Origin of the sequence: Duganella sp. Root198D2, from assembly GCF_001428585.1 — a bacterium.
GTDB lineage: Bacteria > Pseudomonadota > Gammaproteobacteria > Burkholderiales > Burkholderiaceae_D > Rugamonas.
Map to the genome: position 1 here is coordinate 1 of NZ_LMIC01000005.1, position 21,526 is coordinate 21,526.

Genomic DNA, 21,526 nt, shown 5'->3' on the forward strand with positions numbered 1-21,526 from the left:
CCCTCTGTGCCAATATAACTTGAGACACCTACCCGATATAATTTAGAGTACAGCGGTAGGTCCCCAATATGCACAACCGAAAGCATCAAATTAGCACTCCAGTAGTCCCTGGCAACGCCAACGACGCATCGTCTGCCGAGGCCCAGCGTCCCGACCCCGAGGTTGTACCCACTGCCAAACGTCGCACCTTCTCCAAGGCCGAGAAATTGCGCATCTTGGCAGCAGCCGACGCCTGCGTGGCCCCTGGTGACATTGGCGCCTTGCTGCGTCGAGAGGGCATTTACTCGTCGCATCTGGCGACATGGCGCAAGCAACGGCAGCAGGCCAGTGAAGCCGCCGCGCTGGAACGCAAGCGCGGACCGAAAGTCGATTCCGGCGCTGTCGAAGCGCGCCGTGTTCAGGCATTAGAGAAGGAAGTCGAACGTTTGCGCACCAAGCTGGCAAAGGCGGACTTGATTATTGACGTCCAAAAAAAACTTTCCACTCTGCTGGGGCTCGATACCAGCGACACGCCCAGCGAGCCGAAGTGATCAGCGCTGCCAACAGCCTGGCCGAACAAGTCGGCGTGAGCGTCGCGTGCCGCGCATTGCGCCTGCCACGCAGCGCTTTTTATCGGGATCGCGTTGCGCGTAACGTTCGCCCACTGCCGCCATCGATCACCGTTACGCCAGCCAAGCGTCCACCACTGGCACTGTCGGAGCTGGAGCGGCGAGTGGTACTCGATTTGCTCAACAGCCCACGCTTCGCCAACTGTGCGCCGGCTGCCATTCACGCCCAGCTACTCGATGAAGGGCGCTACGTGGCTTCGGTGCGTACGATGTATCGCCTGCTGCAAGGCTGTGCCGCCGTGCGCGAGCGGCGCAACCAGCTGCGACATCCCGAATACACCAAGCCGGAACTGCTGGCCGTGGTGCCCAACCAAGTCTGGAGCTGGGACATCACCAAATTGAAGGGGCCGATCAGGGGAACATGTTTCCACCTGTACGTCATCCTCGACATCTTCAGCCGCTACGTGGTTGGCTGGATGGTGGCCGAGCACGAAACGGCCGAGCTGGCCGAGCAGCTTATTGCCGACACTGCCGCCAAGGAAAGCATCGCSCCTGGTGCGCTGACCTTGCATGCCGACCGGGGGAGCAGCATGCGCTCCAAGCCGGTGGCCACGCTGCTATCAGACCTGGGAATCACCAAGTCGCACAGCCGGCCTTATGTTTCCGATGACAACCCGTACTCGGAGGCGCAGTTCAAGACCATGAAGTACCAGCCAGGCTTTCCAGTGCGCTTTGGCTCGCTGGCCGACGCCCGCGCTCATTGCGCCCAGTTCTTCACCTGGTACAACCAGCAGCATCGCCATTCTGGCATCGGCATGATGACGCCAGAGAGCGTCCACACCGGCCGTGCCGCCGAAGTGCGCAAGCAGCGCCAAGCCACTTTGGCGAGCGCCTACCAGCGCACGCCGAACCGCTTCAAAAACCGTATGCCGCAACCGCAGAAACTGCCCACGGCTGCTTGGATCAACCCACCGACCATGGAGAAAAAAGCTGCCTGAAATCCGAGATTTAGACACTCACCAATTCAACAAGGTGTTTCAAATTCATTGACACGCTCCGNGATCAACCCACCGACCATGGAGAAAAAAGCTGCCTGAAATCCGAGATTTAGACACTCACCAATTCAACAAGGTGTTTCAAATTCATTGACACGCTCCGCGGACGACATAACCTGATGCACACTCAAGGTAGGTCGATCCGTACCAATTCACTCCACCTACGTTTAAAAAATGAGGATATTTGCAGTCGTACCAAACAAGTGTTGGGTGTCGGCGCATTTCCAGGAGATCCGTTCCCATGTGGTTACGCGCCGTCAACTGGCAGGCAGTAACCGGGTCAGGAGCGTAATTGCCGCTACCGGGTGCCAGATACCACCACCCTAGCGTTCCTTCCGGCAACTGTGCGAATGCGTTTTGTCCGACGGCGATTAAACTCACAACACAAATTGCCAATCTTTTGGCGATACGAATCAGCGCCTGCATATAGATTTTTTCGGCACGCATAAGCTCTCCACACGTGAATAGATTCAGCAGATACGGTGATTCGGCTCAGCAACTACATTTAGAATAGACAGCAAAAACATGGGGATTCTCACCAATAATCACAGCTGCCGAGTTATTTTCAACATCCTCTCGGAGAATTGAGTGACGGGTGCTCGGTGACAAGGGGTTACTGCAGAAATGGTCAACTCGACATTGTGGATTTGATGCGACAGTGTCCGTGCCTCGGCTTGAAGGCTGTTAATCCTCAACTTGAGTGCTCAAAGTACGGAATTCAGCGAGGTTCCAGAATAGAGATGGGAAAGCCTTGGAGTTCTAGCTCCTTGGCGCCGAACTACAGGAGTGCTGACAAATCTGCCTTGTAAGATGAATTCGAAGCGATTCAAAAGGCCTTGGCATCGCGCGACTCTAAAGGTGCTGTCTTACAAGGCGGCAGCGACGCCCGATGAGTGACGCGACCTCTTGGACCAACCGCTCTTTGATCGTCCAGTTCCAGAAGCCGAAACCCAAATTTCCGAGTGCCCACGGAACATCGAAATGCCACGCCCCAATGCATTGTTCAACGCCACATGCTGGACACTTCATCGCGCTCTGGTCATCCCCTGCGTGCCATGCACCTACAGCGTCACTCCACGGAAGGATGTCGGGTTCGTGACGCGTTCCGCATGCGGGACACACCAGCGCGTCAATGCCTTGCCCCCCGGCGTCGAACACGCGGCGGCCAATCGCAATCTCCAGCCCGCACTGCGCGGGCCTCGTCTGAAAAGTCAGGTCGGCATCCCATTTGTGGGCCCAGGCACGACTCCACATCTTGTTGCCACGCGAGGAAGCCACCGCATCCGGCAGGATGATCTTCTCCTGCACGAACCAATTTATGACCTGGTCCGCCAAGGTCGCAGCCTCTTCCAGCGACACATCCAACACCACAATCCAATCCACACTGTCGCTCATCCCAGGCACACCAAAAAAGGTTGGCAATCAGCCAACAATACCATACCCAGCGGGGATTGAAGCGTCGCCGATAAACAGGCGCGCACGATTGAAAAGTTGCGAATCTAAGAAACATTAGTCCATTTATAATGTATTGCTTTTTTTGTACGCTTGAGTGACTAGCAACTTGCTGCGTTTCCCGCACTCCAGCGCTTCGCCAGGATTTTTGCCCATGAAACTGAACAGTTTGCCAAACTCGCTCGCGGGGTTGCTGCCGCTCGGATCGTTGGCCGGTACCAGCCGGCCGATCCGTTTGCGCTTGTCGGACACACAGGACGATCTCCTGCTGGTCAAACACGTAAGCGGTTCGGAAACCGTCTGCGGCGGCATCGAATACAGGCTGCTTTGCGTCTCCATGAAGGCCGGCCTGCCGACCAAGCAGTTCATCGCCCTGCCAGCCGAAGTCCAGTTCGTCACCGACAGTGGCGACTTGCGCTCCGTGTGCGGCATTGTCGCCGAAGCCGTCGAAGGTCAAAGCGATGGTGGCCTTGCCACCTACCAGTTGGTCATCCGCGACGCGCTGGCAATCATGGAACTGCGTACGAACACGCGTGTATTTCGCAACGCCAGCGAGATCGACATTACCCAGATGCTTCTAAGCGAATGGTGCCAGCGCACGCCCATGATGGCCCGTGCTTTCGAATTCGACCTCGGCCAGTTGCGCGACTACCCACCGCGCGAATTCACCATGCAGTACAACGAATCGGACGCACAATTCTTGCGGCGCCTCTGGAAGCGGCGCGGCATCGCGTGGTTCATCCGTCCCGGCAAGGCGAGCGGCGACTGTAATGGCGGCGTTCCGGCGCATTCGCTGGTCTTGTTCGACGACGCGACGTCGCTGGAGAAGAATGCCGCCGGCACGGTGCGCTACCATCGCGACGACGGCACCGAAGCCCGCGACAGCATCACTGCCTGGCATGCTGTGCGCTCACTGCGGCCTGGAAAGATCAGCCGTCAGAGCTGGGACTATGCCGGCGGCCAGATGTCGGTAAGCGACGAGTCAGGACGCAACAACCAGGGCGAATGGGGAGACCAACTTGCGGCAATGCTGGCCGACTACCTGGTGGACGTGCCGCATGCCGGCGATACCAGTGCCGACTACAGGAGCCTCGGTACCCTCCGGATGCTGCGCCACGAGTACGAGTCGAAATGCTATCGGGGCGAGAGCGGCGTGCGCGACTTGTGCATCGGCCAATGGATTGCGGTGACCGGGCATGCCGTGATCGATGCCCACCCTTCCGAAGAACGCGAGTTCATCATCACCGAGTTGCACATCGATGCGGCAAACAACCTGCCCAAGGCCCTGAACGACAAGGCGCGCCGTCTGTTCGCCGTAAACCGCTGGCATGGCGCATTGGAACAGGCCAGCGAGGAACGCGGCGTGCGCTATACGAATCACTTCACTTGCGTGCGGCGCGGCACCGCCATCGTTCCGGCCTACGATCCGCGCATCGACCTGCCGCGGACCGAGGCGCAGAGCGTGATCGTGGTCGGCCCGCCCGGCGAGGAGGTGCATTGCGACGAATTAGGACGGGTGAAGATCCGCTTCCCGGCCTGTCGGCAGGAAGACCATGCCACCGGCGCAGGCGCTTCTGGCAGCGACCGCGATTCGGCATGGGTGCGCGTTGCCGGCACATGGGCCAGCCGCCAGTGGGGCACAATCTCTCTGCCGCGCGCCGGGGATGAATGCATCGTCACCTTCTTGGGCGGCGATCCAGACAAACCGATCATCACCGGCCGCGTGCATGGCGGGACCACACCACCGCCGACCTTCAGCCACGCTGGAGGGCTGCCCGGAAACCGCTACGTTTCCGGGATCAAAAGCAAAGAGGTCCAGGGTGCGCGTTACAACCAGCTGCGTGTTGACGACACGCCCGGCCAGATCAGCGCGCAGCTCGCGAGTGAGCACGGGCATAGCGAACTGAATCTCGGCTACCTGACCGATCCGCGCTACAACGGCGAGGGCCGCCCGCGCGGTGAAGGCGCGGAGCTGCGCAGCGACCACGCCGTCGCAATCAAAGGGGCGCAAGGTGTCTACATCAGCGCCGATGCGCACTTGCGCGCTGCCGGCCGCCAGCTGGAACGCGATGGACTGACCGGCTTGGCGGACGCCTTGCAGAGCATTCAGCAGCAACTGGCCGAACTGGCCGGCACGCATCACGCCGATGAAGGCGATGGCAAGCCCTTGGCGCAGCTGATTGGCCACCTGAAGCAATGGGAAAAAGGCAGCAATACCGACGGCGGAAAGGGCGATCCCGCCGGCGGTCTGCCCATCGTCGCGGTGAACGCGCCGGCCGGCGCAATCCTGGGTAGTTCCGACAACATCGTCATCGGCGCCCAAACGCACGTGGACGTGGTGAGCGTCGGAAATACGCAGGCTTCGGCGGGCCGCAATTTGCTGCTTCGTGCCGGCCAAAGCGTGAGCGTGTTCGCGCATAAACTGGGCATGAAGCTGATTGCCGCCGCAGGCAAGATCGAAATGCAGACCCACCAGGACGATATTGAACTGACCTCGGCAAAAAAGATCGTGCTGTCGGCCGCTGAAGAGATCGTGATCCAGGCGCCGAAGGTCCGCATCGTCAGCCAGGGTGCGCAGTCAGCATATGGAGGCGGCGCCCTCACCCACCAGCTCAGTGGTGCTTACACAGTCAAGTCTGCCACGTTCGCGCATAGTGGGCCTGGCGACGCCACTCCCCAAGCCCTGAATCTCCCGAAGAGCACCGTCAAAGCTGACGAAAAATTCATCGTCCGCTACATCGGCAGTAACGCGCCGGTAAAAGGCGCGTCTTACATCATCAAACTGAACAACGGCAATGTCATCAGCGGAAAAACCAATGCCGAAGGCGAGACGGAGCTGAGTAAAGAGGAAGAAATGCTCATCGCCGACATTGAAGTCCTTGACGACGCCAAATCAACGAACTGAGAAATGACAGAGAACACACCAACACGAGAAGTCCGATCTGAGTACGATGGCCAGACTGTGCGCGCGAAGTCCGTGCTGTCCCCGGAAGGCTTTCCTGTGCGCGCACTTGTCAAACTCTACCCAAAACGCATCATCCCGATCGTCTTTATTCCCGGAATCATGGGAACAAACCTTCGCGTGAAAAATGGAAAGGGGCATGCGTGGCGGCCACCAAATGGCAAACTGGCAGGTCTCGTCCAAGTTATCCAATACCTGGGCAAAGACGCTGCTGCCAGGAAGAAGGTCCTGCATCCAGATCGGGTCGAGGTCGATGCTGACGGTCCTGTCGGCCTAACCAGCAAGGTTGAGAAGCAATTAAAGGGGGCGCCGGACCTCGATCCTGAGAAGTTGGCACGCCTGTTCGGATGGGGAGAACTCCATCGCGACAGTTACGGACGTATCCTGAATACCCTTCAGGAGCGTTTGCACGACATATTGAAGATCGACGGCACTCCCGATGATGCCTGGGTACAGCTGGTTCTGGAGCAGCAAAAAATCCATCAGTTCGGTGCGGAAAAGTCGTTCGAGGAAATCACGCCCGACGACTTGAAGAGATTTGCCAACGCTGCGTATCCTGTGCACGCCGTTGGCTATAACTGGCTGCAATCGAACAACGTCTCCGTCCTTCGACTGGTCGAGAAAATCGACGCAATTACAGACTTCTACAAAAGCACGTTGAACAAGGACTGCGAGAAGGTAATCCTAATCACCCATTCCATGGGTGGTTTGGTGGCGCGGGCGTGCACGCAGTTGCAAGGCAAAAGCGACAAGGTATTGGGTGTCCTACACGGTGTCATGCCCGCCATCGGCGCACCTGCAACTTACAAACGTATGCGCGCGGGTTTTGAAGGCGTTGAACAAGTTCTCCTGGGCCGCAATGCCGCGGAAGCCACAGCGGTCTTGACGCAAGCTCCTGGCCCAATGGAGTTGCTCCCGACTGCAGAGTATCAGGCAAAGCTGCCTGGTGGCGCCCAACATTGGCTGCGAGCGCACTACAGCAGAGAAAAGATTCCCGAGAACGAGGTAACGTCCTTCCTTGGGCAGGGCGATCCATACGATCAGGTTTATCTGAACAAGGCCGATTGGTGGCGCCTAGTCAAATCGGAATTAATCAACCCTTTAAACGAAGACCGCTCCACTGAACGCAATCAGAGCACTTCCTCCACGACAGACGCGGACTACGCGGACCCCGACTTTGCAAACTATTCGAAAGCGCTGCTTGTCGCGCAAGAGTTTCATAAACGGATAAAAGGGCAATACCACGAAAACTGTCATGCATACTATGCAGCGGACACCGCCCAATCGGCGTGGGGCGAAGTACGCTGGGCAGCCAAAACCGCCGTTCCCGACTTCGTGCAAGGTGAGTTGATCCACGATGATTTGAATGGTGCGGTGAAAGTGAAATTTGGCGAGCAGATATGTGCACTGGAAATTGCAGGTCCCGACATACCTGGCGATGGCACCGTGCCTGAACTATCCGGCCAGGCGCCTAAGCCATTCGTGAGACAAATTTTCCGGCACGAGGGTAAGCGGAAAGGCCACGTAAGTTATGACCATCAAGGCAGCTACAGCAACGACCTAACAGCAGGCCTAACGCTATATTCGATCGTCAAACTGACGCTGAACTCCGGGATCTTAGACGAGGTTAATAATGCTTAGAGCAGGAGAAAAGTTAGGCCAACGGATTGCAACAACGATACTGCTAATGGTCGTGACTGCACAAGTGAGCGCCGCCCCGATTGGACTTCGCAAGGATCAAATGATGGACACAACAAAAAAAGATAGCTGGACCACGCACTGCATTGGCCGATTTCTAATCGATCTTCCCGCAGAAGCGGACTATGTTGGCGGAAGTTATGACTATGCCTTTGCGACTCTTGAACGCAAGCCTATGGGGTTCGACGAGTTCAATCAAGAAGTCAGTTCATTTGAAAAGCGACTCAAGGATACCAAGCATAAGTCAGGGTCCTCACTTCTGTTGAAAAGCACCGCGCCAGACGAGAACACCCGTGTTTTCGGCTATTGGGACAGTGACTATCAGCATATCGCCGTAGATATTGCCGCTTATCGCTGGCTTAGCGGCCAGCGATACCTGCTTCATAAAGGAGCCGATCCGGGTAGGATGGAAAATGCCGTTGTTCGGATGGGAACTATGGTCTCCAAGCTTCAGGCAAGGGGATTGGACGCACCTTCGGTACCTGGCTTTTGCGTTGAGCAAGCAGTCTTCGCTGATGGCGGCACGAGCGGGAACGAGAGTCTGAACATCCGATTTCGGCTCAAGCAGCACCGCGACATCGTCGTTGACCTTTCCACTAATCTCAACGCTGGAGCTCCGCCTGAATCATTGTTATCTCGCAAGCCAAGCGTTTTCAGCGCCTTAGGAATTCTAGGTGCGACCCTCGGTGGAGTTCGCAATATCAAAGAAGGTAACCGAACGGTTGCTGGGAATCCTGGCCAAGAATGGCTAATGAAAGCTCCAAATGACCATGGCCAGCAGGCCCACCTGTTCACTTGGGAAGCGCCGGGATTGCAAGGCGATGAGCTTCATCCCCAGATACGCATCGACCTTCAATCAGGTAATTCCGACGGTGGATTGGACCCTCAGCCGATTAGCCTAACTGACGAGAAAATGCTCGATCTGTGGGAAAGGATCCTGAATTCGCTGCGTCTTCGGCCAACAGATGAAGGCAAAGGCAGTCCAGGCGAAAAGCCATCACCGCGGGCTGATTCCGGCAGTCCGGTACCGCTAGGTGAACTTGCGCGAACCGGAGTGGTTTGCCCGCAGACCGGGTATTGGCAATGCCCCGATCGTGACGTGCATGGTAAGCGTCAACGCAGCGCCGTCTTGAGCGCCACGCTACTTTAACCGATGATGTTCCCAACACCGCTGGGAAGCGGAGTTTAAACGCCGGCGAATTTGTCGGCGCAGTTCCAGGGCAGGAAGTCGTCCACCCGATTCACAGGATGGTCGGCGATATGGGTCAGCACGTAGCGCAGCCAGGCCTCGGGGTCGACACCGTTAAGCTTGGCCGTTCCGATCAGGCCATACATGGCGGCAGCGCGTTCGCCGCCACTGTCTGCACCTGCAAACAGGAAGTTGCGACGACCCAGGGCCACGCCGCGCAAGGCTCGCTCGGCGGCGGAGTTGTCGATCTCGATGCGGCCGTCATCGCAGTAGCGCGTCAGCGCCGGCCACAGTTTGAGCGAGTAAAGGATGGCGGCCGCCGTATCGGACTTGCGCGACAGCGTAGCGAGCGTGGCGTGCAGCCATCGTTCGAGGTCGTCGAGCAGTGGCCTGGCATGTTGCTGGCGAGTGGTGCACCGCTCGTCGGGCGGTTTTCCCCGTATGCTGTCTTCAATGGCATACAGCTCGCCGATCCGGCGTAGCGCTTCGGTCGTCAGGGCCGATGGCCGCGCTGCATGCAGATCATAAAATTTGCGCCGGGCATGTGCCCAGCACGCGGCTTCGAGCACTTGGCCGCTTTCGTAAATGGCATTGAAGCCGGCATATGCATCGGCCTGCAAGATGCCGCGAAAGTTGGCCAGGTGTGCCTGCGGGTGTTCGCCTTTGCGGTCGGGCGTATAGGCAAACCATACCGCTGGCGGCGAGCTGTCGCCGCTGGTACGGTCATCGCGCACGTAGGTCCAAAGACGCGCCGTGCGCGTCTTGCCATTGCCAGGCGCCAGGACCGGCAGCGGCGTGTCGTCGGCATGTAGTTTCGTAGCCGCGAACACGTGGCGACGTAAGGCATCGACCAGTGGGCGCAGCAGTGCTCCGGCGGCGCCGACCCAGCTGGCCAGCACAGCGCGCTCCAAGTCCACACCTTCGCGAGCGTACATGGTGCTCTGGCGATATAAAGGGATGTGGTCGGCGAACTTGGCGACCAGCACGTGCGCCAGCAGGCCTGGGCCGGCCATGCCACGCTCAATCGGTCGGCTGGCGGCCGGTGCCTGCACGATGACGTCGCAGCAGGCACAGGCCAGCTTGGGACGCACGTGGCGGATCACGCGGAAGCTGGCCGGCACATATTCAAGCTGCTCTGACACGCTCTCGCCCAGCTGCTTCAGCTTCCCGCCGCATGCCGGGCAGGCGTCACTGGCCGGCATCTGCACCCGTTCTTCGCGCGGCAAGTGTGGCGGCAGTGGCTTGCGTTCGACCTTCCTGCGCGGTGCCACTTCCGTTGGCGCTTGTGCTTCCGCAATGGCGGCTTCGGCTTCCAGGTCTTCCAGCTGCAGTTCCAGTTGTTCGATTTGCTGGTCCAGCTTTTCCGAACGGCGGCCAAACTGCATGCGTTTCAGCTTGGCCAGCACCAGCTTCAGATGCTCGATCTCGGCCGCTCGGGTGGACAGTTCCGCGCTCAGATGTGCAACCTTCGCTTCGCTGGCAGCCAGCGCCGCATCGCGCGCTGCCAACGCAATCTCTTTCGCCAGCAGCATGGCTTTGAGCGCTTCGATGTCGTTTGGGAGTTCGGCGGCGTTGAGCATGTGGCCTAGTTTACGCAGATCGTGCCACGTTTACAAGGCCGACTGCGGCCGCCAGGTACGTTCCGGCCGGCGCCAGTCGATACCCTCCAACAGCATCGACAACTGGGCCTGGGTCAGCGCCACACTGCCGCTGTTGGCCTGCGGCCAGATAAAGCGCCCACGCTCCAGGCGTTTGGCCAGCAGGCATAAGCCGTCGCCGGTCCACCACAGCAGCTTGATCAAGTCGCCGCGCCGGCCACGGAACACAAACACGTGGCCGCTGAACGGATCTTCTTCCAATGCGGTTTGAACTTTCGCAGCCAGGCCGTTGAAACCACTGCGCATGTCCGTGGCGCCGGCGGCGAGCCAAACCTTCGTTCCCGCAGGCAGACCGATCATCGCAGTACACGCTCCAGCACTTGGGCGAGCGTGGTGGCGTCGGCTTGCCCCTCGATACGCAACCGCACGCGCCCGATCTCCAGCGTGATGTTGCTGGTGGCTGTAGCCGCCTCCGGCTCCGACGATGATGCCGCCATCACTACCGGCAGCAGCTTGCTGCCTTGGGCCGGCGCACCGGCCACCAGCTCCGCTGATTCGAATTGCCGGCGCCAGGTGAACACCTGGTTTGCGTTAACGCCGTGCTCGCGTGCTATGCGTGCCACCGACGCACCAGGCTGTGAAGCTAACTGCACCAGCGAACGCTTGAACTCCAGGGAATGCTGGCGATACTTCCCGCGCGGACCGCGCTGAATGACTGGTCGAAAATTTGTGTCCATAATCGAATTTGTGGGCACAACTGCTGTGCCAAAATTCAATCATGCTGGGACGAAATTATCCCGTCCAGACGGTACTCATAAGACGCTTACCGTGCATGGTAGCCCCCGTCTCTTCCAGCAAGGCGAAACAATGCCTCCCGCAGTCATCCAGCGTGACCTGTCTTTCATCGAACGTTTAAAGGGCGCCAACGCCCAAATCGACACCAATACCGTCTGGCGACTGGTGAAATATGCCGAAGTCCCAAGCAGCCTGGAGGCACCAACGTTACTGGACGATCGCGGCATGCTATCGAAAGAGACTTGAGCATGCCTAATGTCGTTCGCCTAAATGACCCCACTTCCCACGGCGGCACCGTAGTTATGCGCAACAAACTGTGAATTGTGTGCTGAGCTACTTGCGCCTTTCGAAGGGCTTATCTCCCTAACGGATAGCGAAACCGCGTAAGAACGAAACCAACCAGTCGCGCCTTGACAGCCTAGTATATGTCGTCAGCGGGAAGCGCTCGTCCCAAGCAGACAGAAAAACATGCAGTGCGATCCCTGCCAACATAGGGAGACTGGCCACGCAGATTTCGGCGAGAGCGGCCACGCATGCACTCAGAAACCCTCCCGCGATCCCGTCATCCGCCAAATGGCCGTACATCCATGCAAACGTTGGCACGTAATACTCCCCATGCGTGATCAGGAAGCCGATCACACAAGAAGCGATGAACTGCCAAGGAAAGATCACGCCATTCTTCACATCGTCTTGGGCTAAGAACGCAATCGCTGTTGCGAGTGCAACGGCGATGGTACAAATGATCGTCAGCGAAATATTCATGAACGGCACCTTATTTCTTGGGGCTAGCTCTTACTCCGCATCGCCAGGACCCAGGTATCGGCACAGGAACGGAAAGAGGAACACATGTACAGCCAGTATCGCTGTTTGGAATCCAGTACATTTCGATTGCTGTAGGTTCACAAAAGGGTCAGTTCCGTACGCATCGATGTGGGGAACTCCGACCTTCTTCACCACTTCCGTCCTTCCCGAACTATGCGCCCGATCAATGACCGCCGACTTTACTACGTCGGATTCAAGCATGCAGCTGTTAGCGTTGAACCTATGGGAATGACAATATTCTCTCGCTGGTGTAGTTCGCTTCGCTTCAATACTTTTCCATCGGACGCCGTGACAACGCAGCCAGTATTCTCGAACCGAAAGACGTCTCTGGCGCCACGCTCAGCCGACGCTCCAGCACCCTGTTTTCCGATGAAGCCGATGGCACCTTCGATGCACAGCATAAGCGCCAGTTCATGGCCATGAAGCGCGAGGTACTCCGCATCGGGGGCTACCGCCAGGAGTACTTCATTTCGCACACACAGGAGCTGAGTGAAATGGCGGACGCTGTCATTGATCTCGACCAATACGCCGTCGATGCGGCCTTCTCAGCAACGCAAGCAGTCCACTAGACGAACCGGTTTGCGGCCATAGCATGGAGTCATGGATCACGACAGGAGGAACCCATGAGCCTTTTCGATGAACTGTACACACTGACCCAATCGCGGCGCTTTGCCTAACGCGTGACGCCGTCGTGCTCTTCTTTCACGGTTCCCGTGATAGCCAGCGGAAAATTTGTCCGCCTAATCAACGCCCAAATGTGAAATTCAGCACGTTCGGCCTTACATATTAAGTGTAAGTTCAAAGCAAAGATTACCGACTTTTGTCTGGTTCAGAAGGAGTTCTACCTCCACATACCAAACGTTTGGAGATCCCGCCGGGATTCTTGATCGATTTGCCCATCGTCGGGTTGGCCCGCATTAGCGGGCCATTTTCATTGCCTAGCTCGCGCTCCCTGCCCTTGCTCAATGTCGTTTGCCTGCATCATTTGCGATATCTGCCAATACTCGACCGAAAAAACATACTAAGATGAAAGTTATATGCAGCCATCTCTCGACGATGGAGGTCCAATGCAACAAGAATGCCCTCCTACTCTGGCAGACGAGATCCATGCCATCGACGGCTATACTTACAAATTATTCGTTGAAGCAGTGGCCGATGGATTTCAGGCACAGTTAGTTTGGATCAGCGCCCCTTCAGAGAGGGGCCTTCCCCCGATCGAGACCTTAACTACACCGACCTTTCACGATGCACGAGGGGCGATCATCGAGGCGCGCTCGCTGGCACTGGAATATGTTCTCGCATGGCGGACGCAATAACCTCCTTAGCAAACCGTTTCAGGCCCAGTCCAACGGGTCGCTGTCCGATCAAATACGACCGCCATAATTCTGTCCGACTTGATCCACACCCAACCGTCTTCTTCAATTTGTCCATGCACTGCGAAAAATTCTCTCGCGGTGAACGACGTGGATTGCGACCTGCTGGCCATCACCATCTGCACGCTGCCGGCCAATGGCCTTGCACTTCGCTCGCTCGGGGCCAGACATGGCGACGCAATATCGCCAAATTTCCTATCTATAATGAAAGTACGGAGGCAACTTTAGATTTCAGGGGTCATGATTCGGCTAAGTTAGGTGTCCACTGGCCCGGTCCTCAAAATTCGATAAGGCGCTGCTGAAGCAGAGAGGAAATTTGCCATGCTGCACGAATTCCTTACGCATAATCGCTGCGAGCTCATCGCTCGTTGTCGGGCAAAAGTTGCCAAACGGGAGCACTTCGCGACTGCCGAGCAATTGCAGAATGGCGTGCCGATATTTCTTGAGCAGCTGATCCGCATCCTGCTGTCGGAACAATTGAATCAGGTCCTCGAAGGTCGATTTATTTCCATTATCCAGGATAGCGGGGTCGGCAACGGCGAGGTAGGGGTATCCGCAACACTTCATGGCGAAGACATGCTTGCCCTGGGATTTACGGTGGATGAAGTCGTTCACAACTACGGCGATTTGTGCCAGGCGATAACCGATCTGGCGGTCGAGCGTGACGCTCCTTTTTCCGTCGATGAGTTCCGGACCTTGAATCGCTGTCTTGACAACGCCATTGCCTATGCGGTGACCGCGTTTAGTTTTAAACACGATTTTATTGAGTCAGACCGGCACGATGCCGAAGAGAACAAACGGATGGGCTTCTTTGTCCATGAGTTACGCAACTTGCTTGGTACTGCCAAGTTGGCGTATTCAGCCTGCAAGACCGGCAATCTCAGCCTGGGAGGTGCCACAGGGGCTATATTAGAGCGAAGCTTAGATGGCTTAGGAAGCATGATTAATGGCACCGTATCGCTGGTACGTCATGGACACCAACTGGGCATAGGGAATCTCATATCCCTTGCCGAGTTTGCCGCTGAGGTCGAAGCGACGTCCGCACTGGCGGCAGTTGCGAAAGAGTGCCGACTGAACATTTTGCCAGTAGATCCACGATTGGCCATCCAGGGGAATCGGCCGATGCTTCTGGCTGCAGTCGTCAACTTACTGCAGAATGCCTTCAAATTCACGCACTTGCACACTGAGGTAACGATGGTATGTCACGCCGTCGATGACAGTGTGCTGATCGAGGTTGCTGACCATTGCGGCGGACTTGGCGCCGACTTAGCCAATCGGATGTTCCAGCCATTTGTGCAAGGCGGCGCGGACCGCTCGGGTCTTGGGTTGGGGCTGACCATCGCTCAACAGTTTGTCGTCGAAAATGGAGGTCGCCTCAGCGTTCGTGATATGCCTGATGTTGGCTGTGTATTTACCATTACGCTCCCACGCCATGCCATGCCGGTCACCTTGAAATAGCCGACGACACTTTATTCGCCAGCTGGGGGCGTGGGTTGCGCTCGACGGATGACGTATTGTTCCGAAAGCGTCGTGTTACATTGATTTCTTAGTCAGCCAGGCGCTCGCCACATCAACGCAGATGCCCAAGTTTTGGGCGCGAACTATAACTCAGCTGTCGGGCAGGCGTATTGCTGGTGTCCTGCGACTCTGATGCATATGGTAACTCATGATGCGGGCTGGCACATTCGTGCTTGCGGTGCTGGTCCTGGGAGGCAGACAGGACACGTGCGATCGTCTCGTTACGCAATCTCTGGTTATGAAGATATGTTTCTGCAAAAGACAAGCCATGCGTGCAGACCAGATCAATGGCATGATCGATGACCGTTGCCTTCACGCACTCATGCCGACGCTCTGGGGAGAATGACATGGCAATGCACCAAGTGGTTTCGACTAAATCACGATAGCACGAATCGCGTCCTCACATGATTGCTCCTTCGAATGGGACAGGACATCGATCCAGACCTTGCCTATCGGCGCTTGGCATGGGGAGTCCGCTCGGCCAGTGTCACACTCTGGTTGAGGTAAACAGTGATTTTTCCTGGTATCGAGAACAGCTCGGCTACGGCACAAATGAGCTTTGGTTTTTGGACGTTGGCAGTTCCGATCATCATCGCGCTGTTCGTTGCTTACCACCTCTTCTTCCGCCGGAAGTAACCAGGAAAATAACACATGTCAACGATACATATCACTGACGAAGAAAATTCGGCGGCGGAACAGCAGCAGGAATCCACTGCGGCGCCGCGTAAGAGCCGAGCACGGCGTCAAGCGTCAGATCGCGCGCCATGGAACCCGGAACGAGCCAAACGCGCTGAGGACGAGGCTTATTTCCGCCTGCTGGAGAGGCAGGAAGTGAGCGACGCCATCCACGAATTGAAGCGCACGCAAGAGATTCGTGACAGCGTTAGTCGAAAGCTTTGCGGAGGTTCCCATGCAGCCACCGTCGAACTCCTATCACGCTGCGAGTGCGAACTCGCGGGCGCGAAAGCTGCTGTACTCGAACTGGTTCAAAAGAATCCACGACTCGCTAGACATCCATCGGTTGCCGCCTTGACGGCAACATTGAACAGTTAGGAAAATCACCTGCGCCCTGGCGGCGCCGCACCTGAACCGCACGGCCCGCATGCCGGGCCTAAGGAAAATATCACATGTTTGGATCGCGGCAAGAAACGCAACATTCCGGAACCGTTGAGCGCATCGGCTTCGCTTACACGGGTGAAAATTCGGGCCGGTATGTACTTCTTCTCCACGGTGAAGCGACGCCCATTGTACTGCAGGGCGGGGCCATGTTTGGCGAGTACGAGCGCGTGATCGAACTCCCTGCGCTCACAGCACCTGGTGACAAGGTCGAGGTCACTTTGAAAGGCAAGTGGCTAAAATGCGTTAGTAACGAGACTCAGCAGAAGCGCCTTACTGCGTAACTAACCTCGATGGAAAAACGCCGTGAGCATCAACGACAAAGAGGTAGCAGAAAACGAAGCACTTAAGGATGCCCTCAAAGCGCTCCAGCGGGACCGAGAGCTGTGCAAGCAAGCAGGATACGGCAGCATCGTTCTCGGCCTATTGTTCGATGCACAGTGCGAAACACAATATGCACCGAATACCCGCCTTGGGCGGAATTAAGGAGGAAGCTCATGCTCGAATTCGACCCTATGCTGGCCTCATGCCCATTTTGCGGTGGTCCAGCGGGTTTCTATCGGGAGGCCCAAGGTAATTTTCGGAACGGCATCGAAGAACCGGTGAACGCCTGGCTGGCGGGCTGCATCGGCAATACTTGCGCGGTCCACGTAGACACGGAAGGAGACGAAAGCAAAGAAGGAGCCGCTGCAAAATGGAACGCCCGGCGGGCCTCGCCGGCCACTCTCCCGCCGCAAATTCATTCAGACCTTCGCATCGCATGGAAGCTGCTGGTAGACGCCGGCCATGTGGATGCGGCACAGCGCATTTTCCAGTTTATTCAACTTACCGCAGCGGGTGGTGCCCGCACCTAAAATCGAGAAATACGCACACCTGTACCGCCACGGCTCGGACGACGGGCATGTGAATTGAGCGGTTCGTTATGGAGCTGGCCGACAGGAAAGAGTACACATGAGACTATCCGCTGCACTCATGGGGAAAGGCCTTCCTCGGCCTTTTTGGTGCGCGGTGGTACCGGAATTTCCCAAGACCTCATCTGCTCGGATGGGAAAGGGCGCATGTGCGCTTCGTCCAGTACGACGAGATCCCATGCAATTGCTTTGATGTCGTTTGCCTTGGATTTGGCAAACTGATAGGAACAAATGAGCGGACCGTCCTCGAAGTGGAACGGATTTCCTCCGCCTTGCTTCCGGATGGCGGCAAAGTTCTTCGCTTCTAATATCAGGCCCCGGAGACCAAATTTCTCTTGCAGTTCCTGATGCCACTGTTTTCGAAGATTCGCTGGAACAACGATGAGAATCTTACGGCGCCGCTCCGCCCACCGTTGTGTAATGACGAGACCGGCTTCAATCGTCTTGCCTAGCCCGACTTCGTCAGCAAGAATCACCCCGCGTGACAAAGGATTGCGGCATGCGAACAGCGCGGCTTCAACTTGATGAGGATTAAGATCAACCTGTGAGTCGACCAGCGTTGTCGCAAGCGATTCCACTGTGTCGCCAGCTGCGCGCCTTGTCAGCAGCCAGGCCAAATATTTACGTTGATGCGGTGTAATGCGTGATCCGTCAACCTGGCTCAAAGGTCCTCCGCTGTTCGATACTTGTTGCCACTCTGTCCAATTTTCCCATATGCAGCGCTTTCTGACCAGCATCAGAGTTAGCTAGGATGAACTTTTAGTTACATGTGGCGATCAGAGCAACTAGGCGCAAGTTCAGTTGCCTAAACGACACTAAAACAGCGCCGCCTACTGCCTTGGAATCAGGTTTCCACACTTTTTCCACACCAAACAAAAAAGGCCTGCGACATGAATTCGCAAGCCTTTGATTTGTTTGAGTATTCTTGGTGGGAAGTGCAAGTTTCGAACTTGCGACCCCTGCAGTGTGAATGCAGTGCTCTACCCCTGAGCTAACCTCCCGAAGTGGCGCTATTATAGACTAGGGTTGCGCCAAACACAAGTTCCCTTGACTGCCTTGTCCAGACCGTCCAGCAGTGCGTTGTGCTCCGCCTCTTCCGTTTCGCTGGCGCGCAACACGATGACTTCAGCCAAGGCAATTTCTGCCATGGCAATGCCGCTGCCGGTTTCTTCGATGACGATGTCCATGCCCAGGCTGTTCTGGCCACGGGTCATGGCCAGATAAACATCGGCCAGCAACTCGGCATCCAGCAGTGCGCCGTGCAGCTTGCGGTGGGCGTTGGAGATGCCGAAGTGTTCGCACAGCGCATCCAGCGAGTTACGTTTACCTGGGCGCATCTCCTTCGCCTGCACCAGGGTGTCAATCACACCGCCGATGTGGGAATCGAAGGTCGGAAGCTTGAGCATATTGAACTCGTGGTTCAAAAAGCCCAAGTCAAACGGTGCATTGTGAATGATGACTTCCGCACCCTGGATATAAGTGCGCAGATCCTCCACCACTTCATGGAAGCGCGGTTTATCGCGCAGGAATTCGGTGGTCAATCCGTGCACCGCCAATGCGCCCTCTTCCGAATCACGCTCAGGATTGATGTAGACGTGGAAGTTATTCCCGGTCAGTTTGCGTTCAAACAGCTCAACGCAGCCAATTTCAATGATTCGGTTACCCTGTTTCGGGTTAATGCCGGTAGTTTCGGTATCGAGGACGATTTGACGCATAAATTCACGAATATGTTCGTAGCAAGCGGCGAAGTATAGCAGGCCTTATTTGCGACGGACCGTTTCCACGCCCATGTTGGCCAGTTGGTCGGCGCGCTCGTTGCCTGGATGGCCGTTGTGGCCACGCACCCAGCGCCAATCGACGGTGTGTAAGGCTTGCGCGGCGTCCAGCGCTTGCCACAGGTCGGCGTTCTTGACCGGCTCCTTGGTCGAAGTCTTCCAGCCTCGCGCCTTCCAGCCGTGAATCCATTCGCTGATGCCCTTCTGGACGTACTGGCTATCGGTGTGCAGCACTACTTCGCACGGGCGTTTGAGGGCTTTCAGCGATTCGATCACCGCGGTCAGCTCCATGCGGTTATTGGTGGTATTCAGTTCGCCGCCGAACAGTTCTTTCTTTGCGTCGCCCGCGATCATCAATGCGCCCCAGCCGCCGGTGCCGGGATTGCCCTTGCATGCGCCGTCGGTGTAAATCTCTACTTTATCCATCGAGTCTTTCTTTGTGTTTGTTGGTGGCCGGGACAGGTACACCTGCCTTGGCCGTTTTTTGTTTCCAGGCCGGTCCGATCAGGCGCATGCCTTTCACGCGTTTGATCGCCTGCACCATGTAGACCGCACCGAAATACGGCCAGTAATTGGGGCCGGCGCGATCCATGAAGTTGTAGCGTGCCAGCCAGCGGTCGGTGCGGCATGCCGGAGCGTAGCAACCCAGGTGCGTATGGCTGACGCCCATATTCAGCAATTTTAACCAGTCCTTAATACGCGGCATGGAGATGAACTCACCTGCTTTCGGCAGGTAGTGCGATCCGGTCAGGCGGCCGCTCAGCTGGCGCAATCCCCACAGGCTGGCGGGATTGAAGCCGCAAACGATGACCTGGCCTTCGGGAATCAGCACCCTTTCCACTTCGCGCAGCACCTGGTGCGGTTCGGCGGAGAATTCCAGCACGTGCGGCAGCACCACCAGGTCCATGCTGTTGGTGGCGAATGGCAGTTCCACGCTGTCCAGTGTGACCGCGACTGCGCGGCCGGCGCCGGAATGACGCGGGTGCAGGCGGATGTCGGCCAGCCACTGGTGCGGCATGCGGTTGGCGGCCAGGGCGTCGATTTGCGGCATCCCAATCTGCACTGCATTGAAGCCGAAGATATCCGCCACCATCTTGTCCAGGCATGCCTGCTCCCAGGCGCGCACGTATGCACCCGGCGGTGTTTCCAGCCATTTGTCGAACGCTATAATGGATTCGTCGGATGTTGCGCTATCCATGCATTCCCTTTATTTACTGAGCCCATGAGCAAACCTGTTTCTGTCCTGACCGTTCCCGCCTTCAAGGATAACTACTTGTGGCTGGTCCACGATGGCCGCAATGCTGCGGCAATTGATCCCGGCGATGCGGCGCCGATTCTTGCCGCCCTGCAGCAGCATGGCCTGACACTTACCGCCATTCTACTCACCCATCACCATGCTGACCATATTGGGGGCGTGCCGGGGCTTTTGGTCCATTTCCGGGTGCCCGTTTTCGGTCCTCGCCATGATGGTATCGCAGCAGTGACCGTTCCGCTGGGTGAAGGCGACCATCTAGAGGTGCCGGGGCTGGACCTGTCATTCAGGGTGCTGGACGTGCCGGGCCACACCCTCGGCCATATTGCTTATGTCCGGGATGGCGCTGAGCCTTGGGTATTTTGCGGCGATACCCTGTTCGCTGGCGGTTGCGGACGACTGTTCGAGGGCACTCCGGAGCAGATGGTCAGCTCTCTCGGCAAGCTGGCGGCGCTGCCGGATGCGACCAAGGTGTTCTGCGCCCATGAATACACGCTGTCCAACCTGCGTTTCGCCAGTGCGGTGGAACCGGGGAATCCAGCCCTGGGGGCCCGGGTGGCGGTCGATACTGCGACACGCGAGCGCGGCCAGCCGACCGTACCAAGCACCATTGGCCTGGAACGCGCCACCAACCCTTTCCTGCGTTATCGTGAGCCTGAAATCGCTACCCAGCTGCGCGAAGCCGGTAAACTGCGCGGCGGCGAGCCACCGGTTGCCGTCTTCGCGGCGCTAAGGGAGTGGAAGAATAACTTCTGACCTGAGGAGATTTATGCAAACCGTCCGCATGTATGTTGATCCCATCAGCCCTTTCGTGTGGCTGGCAACCAAACAAATTGCCCGCATCGAGGCGGCTGGCGTGCAGGTTGAAATGGTGCCTGTTTTGTTTGCAGCGATGCTGAACAAGCATGGCTTGGTGGGGCCGGCGGAGGTGCCGGCGAAACGGGTGCTGACTTTCCGCGATGTGATGCGGCAGGCGTCTGCGCAGGGGCTGGAGTTTGCGGGGCCGCCGGGGCACCCCTTCAATCCCCTGCCAATGCTGCGGATGGCGACTGCGATTAGCGGTCGTGCGGAGCGGATTGCGTTTGTGACTGCGGTGATGGCGGCGACCTGGGAACTGGGGCAGGATGCGCAGGATTTCGCAGTGTTGGCGCGGGTGGCGCGCGATTGCGGACTGGATGCGGATGCGTTGGTTGCTGCTGGGACGCCGGAGGTGAAGGCGGAACTGGCGCGGGCGACCGAGCAGGCCATCAATGATGGCATTTTTGGTGTGCCGAGTTTTGTTTTTGAGGGGGAGCTGTTCTGGGGGGCGGATCGTGTCGACAGCTTGCTGCACCGGATTGCGGGCCATCGTATCGATGAAGCGCGCTTGCAGGAGTTTCTTGACAGGGCGCCTCTAGCTACTCGTCAAAACCGGTAAACCTGGGTCTGGCCCAAAGGGCCAGACCCGAATGCGCACAACCTA

At 57.3% G+C, this 21,526-nt stretch carries 23 protein-coding genes, 1 tRNA gene and 1 pseudogene; 14 read left to right on the top strand and 11 right to left on the bottom strand.

The features are described 5' to 3' along the window. Positions 1–89 precede the first annotated feature (89 nt). A protein-coding gene (locus ASE26_RS07325; protein ID WP_373922408.1) for an IS3 family transposase occupies positions 90–1,546 on the top strand; the annotation gives its coding sequence in 2 pieces (ribosomal slippage) (positions 90–477 and positions 477–1,546; 1,458 coding nt in all). A gap of 144 nt (positions 1,547–1,690) precedes the next feature. Here ASE26_RS07325 and ASE26_RS30505 read toward each other — a convergent pair. Both ASE26_RS30505 and ASE26_RS07330 read right to left on the bottom strand, forming a co-directional pair. Continuing rightward, positions 1,691–2,050, bottom strand: coding sequence for a hypothetical protein (locus ASE26_RS30505; RefSeq protein ID WP_156409896.1), 360 nt, complete (start codon positions 2,048–2,050; stop codon positions 1,691–1,693). 405 nt (positions 2,051–2,455) lie between these two features. Continuing rightward, entirely contained in the window at positions 2,456–2,998 is a 543-nt protein-coding gene (locus tag ASE26_RS07330; protein WP_055926286.1) for a hypothetical protein, read from the bottom strand. Positions 2,999–3,209: 211 nt separating this feature from the next. Between ASE26_RS07330 and ASE26_RS07335 the strand changes: the two genes are divergently transcribed. From ASE26_RS07335 to ASE26_RS07345, 3 genes are read left to right on the top strand one after another with little or no spacing between them, the layout of a single operon-like run. Beyond that, the gene (locus tag ASE26_RS07335) at positions 3,210–5,960 is read left to right on the top strand and encodes a type VI secretion system Vgr family protein (RefSeq protein WP_082591308.1); all 2,751 of its coding nucleotides are present in this window, start codon (positions 3,210–3,212) and stop codon (positions 5,958–5,960) included. A gap of 3 nt (positions 5,961–5,963) precedes the next feature. Beyond that, positions 5,964–7,658 carry a triacylglycerol lipase gene (locus ASE26_RS07340; RefSeq protein WP_055926292.1) on the top strand — a complete coding sequence of 565 codons (1,695 nt, stop codon included), beginning with the start codon at positions 5,964–5,966 and terminating at the stop codon, positions 7,656–7,658. A gap of 46 nt (positions 7,659–7,704) precedes the next feature. After that, positions 7,705–8,865: a T6SS immunity protein Tli4 family protein gene (locus ASE26_RS07345; RefSeq protein WP_057245900.1), complete on the top strand. Its 1,161-nt coding sequence runs from the start codon at positions 7,705–7,707 to the stop codon at positions 8,863–8,865. Positions 8,866–8,900: 35 nt separating this feature from the next. Here the strand turns inward: ASE26_RS07345 and ASE26_RS07350 are convergent, their stop codons facing one another. The 3 genes from ASE26_RS07350 to ASE26_RS07360 all read right to left on the bottom strand — a co-directional run bounded on the left by ASE26_RS07350 (position 8,901) and on the right by ASE26_RS07360 (position 11,239). Continuing rightward, complete coding sequence (locus ASE26_RS07350) at positions 8,901–10,436, bottom strand: IS66 family transposase (protein WP_373922103.1); 1,536 nt, start codon at positions 10,434–10,436, stop codon at positions 8,901–8,903. Positions 10,437–10,514: 78 nt separating this feature from the next. After that, entirely contained in the window at positions 10,515–10,862 is a 348-nt protein-coding gene (tnpB, locus tag ASE26_RS07355; protein WP_055936472.1) for an IS66 family insertion sequence element accessory protein TnpB, read from the bottom strand. Continuing rightward, complete coding sequence (locus tag ASE26_RS07360; RefSeq protein WP_055936475.1) at positions 10,859–11,239, bottom strand: transposase; 381 nt, start codon at positions 11,237–11,239, stop codon at positions 10,859–10,861. Before ASE26_RS07360 ends, tnpB begins: the two co-directional genes overlap by 4 nt. Here ASE26_RS07360 and ASE26_RS31015 point away from each other — a divergent pair. Next, positions 11,214–11,543: a hypothetical protein gene (locus ASE26_RS31015; RefSeq protein ID WP_162259163.1), complete on the top strand. Its 330-nt coding sequence runs from the start codon at positions 11,214–11,216 to the stop codon at positions 11,541–11,543. The genes ASE26_RS07360 and ASE26_RS31015 overlap by 26 nt on opposite strands. 117 nt (positions 11,544–11,660) lie before the next feature. On the opposite strand, the gene ASE26_RS07365 is transcribed toward ASE26_RS31015, so the two are convergent. Next, positions 11,661–12,059 carry a hypothetical protein gene (locus tag ASE26_RS07365; protein ID WP_055926299.1) on the bottom strand — a complete coding sequence of 133 codons (399 nt, stop codon included), beginning with the start codon at positions 12,057–12,059 and terminating at the stop codon, positions 11,661–11,663. Positions 12,060–12,532: 473 nt separating this feature from the next. On the opposite strand from ASE26_RS07365, the gene ASE26_RS29725 reads away from it, so the two are divergent. From ASE26_RS29725 to ASE26_RS07395, 7 genes are all read left to right on the top strand, one after another. After that, positions 12,533–12,688 carry a hypothetical protein gene (locus ASE26_RS29725; protein WP_200953761.1) on the top strand — a complete coding sequence of 52 codons (156 nt, stop codon included), beginning with the start codon at positions 12,533–12,535 and terminating at the stop codon, positions 12,686–12,688. 498 nt (positions 12,689–13,186) lie between these two features. After that, on the top strand, positions 13,187–13,435 hold the full coding sequence (locus ASE26_RS07370) for a hypothetical protein (RefSeq protein WP_057245901.1): 249 nt from the start codon (positions 13,187–13,189) through the stop codon (positions 13,433–13,435). A 378-nt stretch (positions 13,436–13,813) separates the two neighbouring features. Next, positions 13,814–14,950, top strand: a complete 1,137-nt coding sequence (locus ASE26_RS07375) for a sensor histidine kinase KdpD (RefSeq protein ID WP_055926304.1) — start codon at positions 13,814–13,816, stop codon at positions 14,948–14,950. Positions 14,951–15,661: 711 nt separating this feature from the next. Beyond that, on the top strand, positions 15,662–16,063 hold the full coding sequence (locus tag ASE26_RS30515; RefSeq protein WP_156397880.1) for a hypothetical protein: 402 nt from the start codon (positions 15,662–15,664) through the stop codon (positions 16,061–16,063). 74 nt (positions 16,064–16,137) lie between these two features. Further along, entirely contained in the window at positions 16,138–16,410 is a 273-nt protein-coding gene (locus ASE26_RS07385; RefSeq protein ID WP_055926310.1) for a hypothetical protein, read from the top strand. A 22-nt stretch (positions 16,411–16,432) separates the two neighbouring features. Beyond that, positions 16,433–16,612, top strand: coding sequence for a hypothetical protein (locus ASE26_RS07390; protein ID WP_055926313.1), 180 nt, complete (start codon positions 16,433–16,435; stop codon positions 16,610–16,612). 11 nt (positions 16,613–16,623) lie between these two features. After that, positions 16,624–16,980 (top strand): Lar family restriction alleviation protein, encoded by a 357-nt coding sequence (locus ASE26_RS07395; RefSeq protein ID WP_055926316.1) that lies wholly within the window; start codon positions 16,624–16,626, stop codon positions 16,978–16,980. 206 nt (positions 16,981–17,186) lie between these two features. Here the strand turns inward: ASE26_RS07395 and ASE26_RS07400 are convergent. The 5 genes and pseudogenes from ASE26_RS07400 to ASE26_RS07420 all read right to left on the bottom strand — a co-directional run. Next, a pseudogene (locus ASE26_RS07400) lies at positions 17,187–17,678 on the bottom strand (SNF2-related protein); the annotation flags it as partial. A 285-nt stretch (positions 17,679–17,963) separates the two neighbouring features. Further along, positions 17,964–18,038 (bottom strand) — tRNA-Val (locus ASE26_RS07405). Positions 18,039–18,050: 12 nt separating this feature from the next. Then, on the bottom strand, positions 18,051–18,752 hold the full coding sequence (gene dnaQ, locus ASE26_RS07410) for a DNA polymerase III subunit epsilon (protein ID WP_055926322.1): 702 nt from the start codon (positions 18,750–18,752) through the stop codon (positions 18,051–18,053). A 45-nt stretch (positions 18,753–18,797) separates the two neighbouring features. Then, a complete protein-coding gene (rnhA, locus tag ASE26_RS07415) occupies positions 18,798–19,238 on the bottom strand; it encodes a ribonuclease HI (protein WP_055926325.1) in 441 nt (146 codons plus the stop codon). Beyond that, positions 19,231–20,010 (bottom strand): class I SAM-dependent methyltransferase, encoded by a 780-nt coding sequence (locus tag ASE26_RS07420; RefSeq protein WP_055926328.1) that lies wholly within the window; start codon positions 20,008–20,010, stop codon positions 19,231–19,233. The genes rnhA and ASE26_RS07420 overlap by 8 nt, the downstream gene beginning before the upstream one ends. 24 nt (positions 20,011–20,034) lie before the next feature. On the opposite strand from ASE26_RS07420, the gene gloB reads away from it, so the two are divergent. Both gloB and ASE26_RS07430 read left to right on the top strand, forming a co-directional pair. Continuing rightward, positions 20,035–20,820: a hydroxyacylglutathione hydrolase gene (gene gloB / locus ASE26_RS07425; protein WP_057245903.1), complete on the top strand. Its 786-nt coding sequence runs from the start codon at positions 20,035–20,037 to the stop codon at positions 20,818–20,820. 13 nt (positions 20,821–20,833) lie between these two features. Further along, positions 20,834–21,481, top strand: a complete 648-nt coding sequence (locus ASE26_RS07430; RefSeq protein ID WP_057245905.1) for a 2-hydroxychromene-2-carboxylate isomerase — start codon at positions 20,834–20,836, stop codon at positions 21,479–21,481. Positions 21,482–21,526 lie beyond the last annotated feature (45 nt).

What these genes read in the sequence shown, in the direction of transcription:
- ASE26_RS30515 (WP_156397880.1), top strand. Translation starts at nt 15,662, where the DNA reads ATGTCAACGATACATATCACTGACGAAGAAAATTCGGCGGCGGAACAG.
- ASE26_RS07430 (WP_057245905.1), top strand. Translation starts at nt 20,834, where the DNA reads ATGCAAACCGTCCGCATGTATGTTGATCCCATCAGCCCTTTCGTGTGG.
- ASE26_RS07330 (WP_055926286.1), bottom strand. Translation starts at nt 2,998, where the DNA reads ATGAGCGACAGTGTGGATTGGATTGTGGTGTTGGATGTGTCGCTGGAA.
- ASE26_RS07335 (WP_082591308.1), top strand. Translation starts at nt 3,210, where the DNA reads ATGAAACTGAACAGTTTGCCAAACTCGCTCGCGGGGTTGCTGCCGCTC.
- dnaQ (WP_055926322.1), bottom strand. Translation starts at nt 18,752, where the DNA reads ATGCGTCAAATCGTCCTCGATACCGAAACTACCGGCATTAACCCGAAA.
- tnpB (WP_055936472.1), bottom strand. Translation starts at nt 10,862, where the DNA reads ATGATCGGTCTGCCTGCGGGAACGAAGGTTTGGCTCGCCGCCGGCGCC.
- rnhA (WP_055926325.1), bottom strand. Translation starts at nt 19,238, where the DNA reads ATGGATAAAGTAGAGATTTACACCGACGGCGCATGCAAGGGCAATCCC.
- ASE26_RS07360 (WP_055936475.1), bottom strand. Translation starts at nt 11,239, where the DNA reads ATGGACACAAATTTTCGACCAGTCATTCAGCGCGGTCCGCGCGGGAAG.
- ASE26_RS29725 (WP_200953761.1), top strand. Translation starts at nt 12,533, where the DNA reads ATGGCCATGAAGCGCGAGGTACTCCGCATCGGGGGCTACCGCCAGGAG.
- ASE26_RS30505 (WP_156409896.1), bottom strand. Translation starts at nt 2,050, where the DNA reads ATGCGTGCCGAAAAAATCTATATGCAGGCGCTGATTCGTATCGCCAAA.
- ASE26_RS07345 (WP_057245900.1), top strand. Translation starts at nt 7,705, where the DNA reads ATGGTCGTGACTGCACAAGTGAGCGCCGCCCCGATTGGACTTCGCAAG.
- ASE26_RS07385 (WP_055926310.1), top strand. Translation starts at nt 16,138, where the DNA reads ATGTTTGGATCGCGGCAAGAAACGCAACATTCCGGAACCGTTGAGCGC.
- ASE26_RS07340 (WP_055926292.1), top strand. Translation starts at nt 5,964, where the DNA reads ATGACAGAGAACACACCAACACGAGAAGTCCGATCTGAGTACGATGGC.
- gloB (WP_057245903.1), top strand. Translation starts at nt 20,035, where the DNA reads ATGAGCAAACCTGTTTCTGTCCTGACCGTTCCCGCCTTCAAGGATAAC.
- ASE26_RS07395 (WP_055926316.1), top strand. Translation starts at nt 16,624, where the DNA reads ATGCTCGAATTCGACCCTATGCTGGCCTCATGCCCATTTTGCGGTGGT.
- ASE26_RS07420 (WP_055926328.1), bottom strand. Translation starts at nt 20,010, where the DNA reads ATGGATAGCGCAACATCCGACGAATCCATTATAGCGTTCGACAAATGG.
- ASE26_RS31015 (WP_162259163.1), top strand. Translation starts at nt 11,214, where the DNA reads ATGACTGGTCGAAAATTTGTGTCCATAATCGAATTTGTGGGCACAACT.
- ASE26_RS07370 (WP_057245901.1), top strand. Translation starts at nt 13,187, where the DNA reads ATGCAACAAGAATGCCCTCCTACTCTGGCAGACGAGATCCATGCCATC.
- ASE26_RS07365 (WP_055926299.1), bottom strand. Translation starts at nt 12,059, where the DNA reads ATGAATATTTCGCTGACGATCATTTGTACCATCGCCGTTGCACTCGCA.
- ASE26_RS07350 (WP_373922103.1), bottom strand. Translation starts at nt 10,436, where the DNA reads ATGCTGCTGGCGAAAGAGATTGCGTTGGCAGCGCGCGATGCGGCGCTG.
- ASE26_RS07375 (WP_055926304.1), top strand. Translation starts at nt 13,814, where the DNA reads ATGCTGCACGAATTCCTTACGCATAATCGCTGCGAGCTCATCGCTCGT.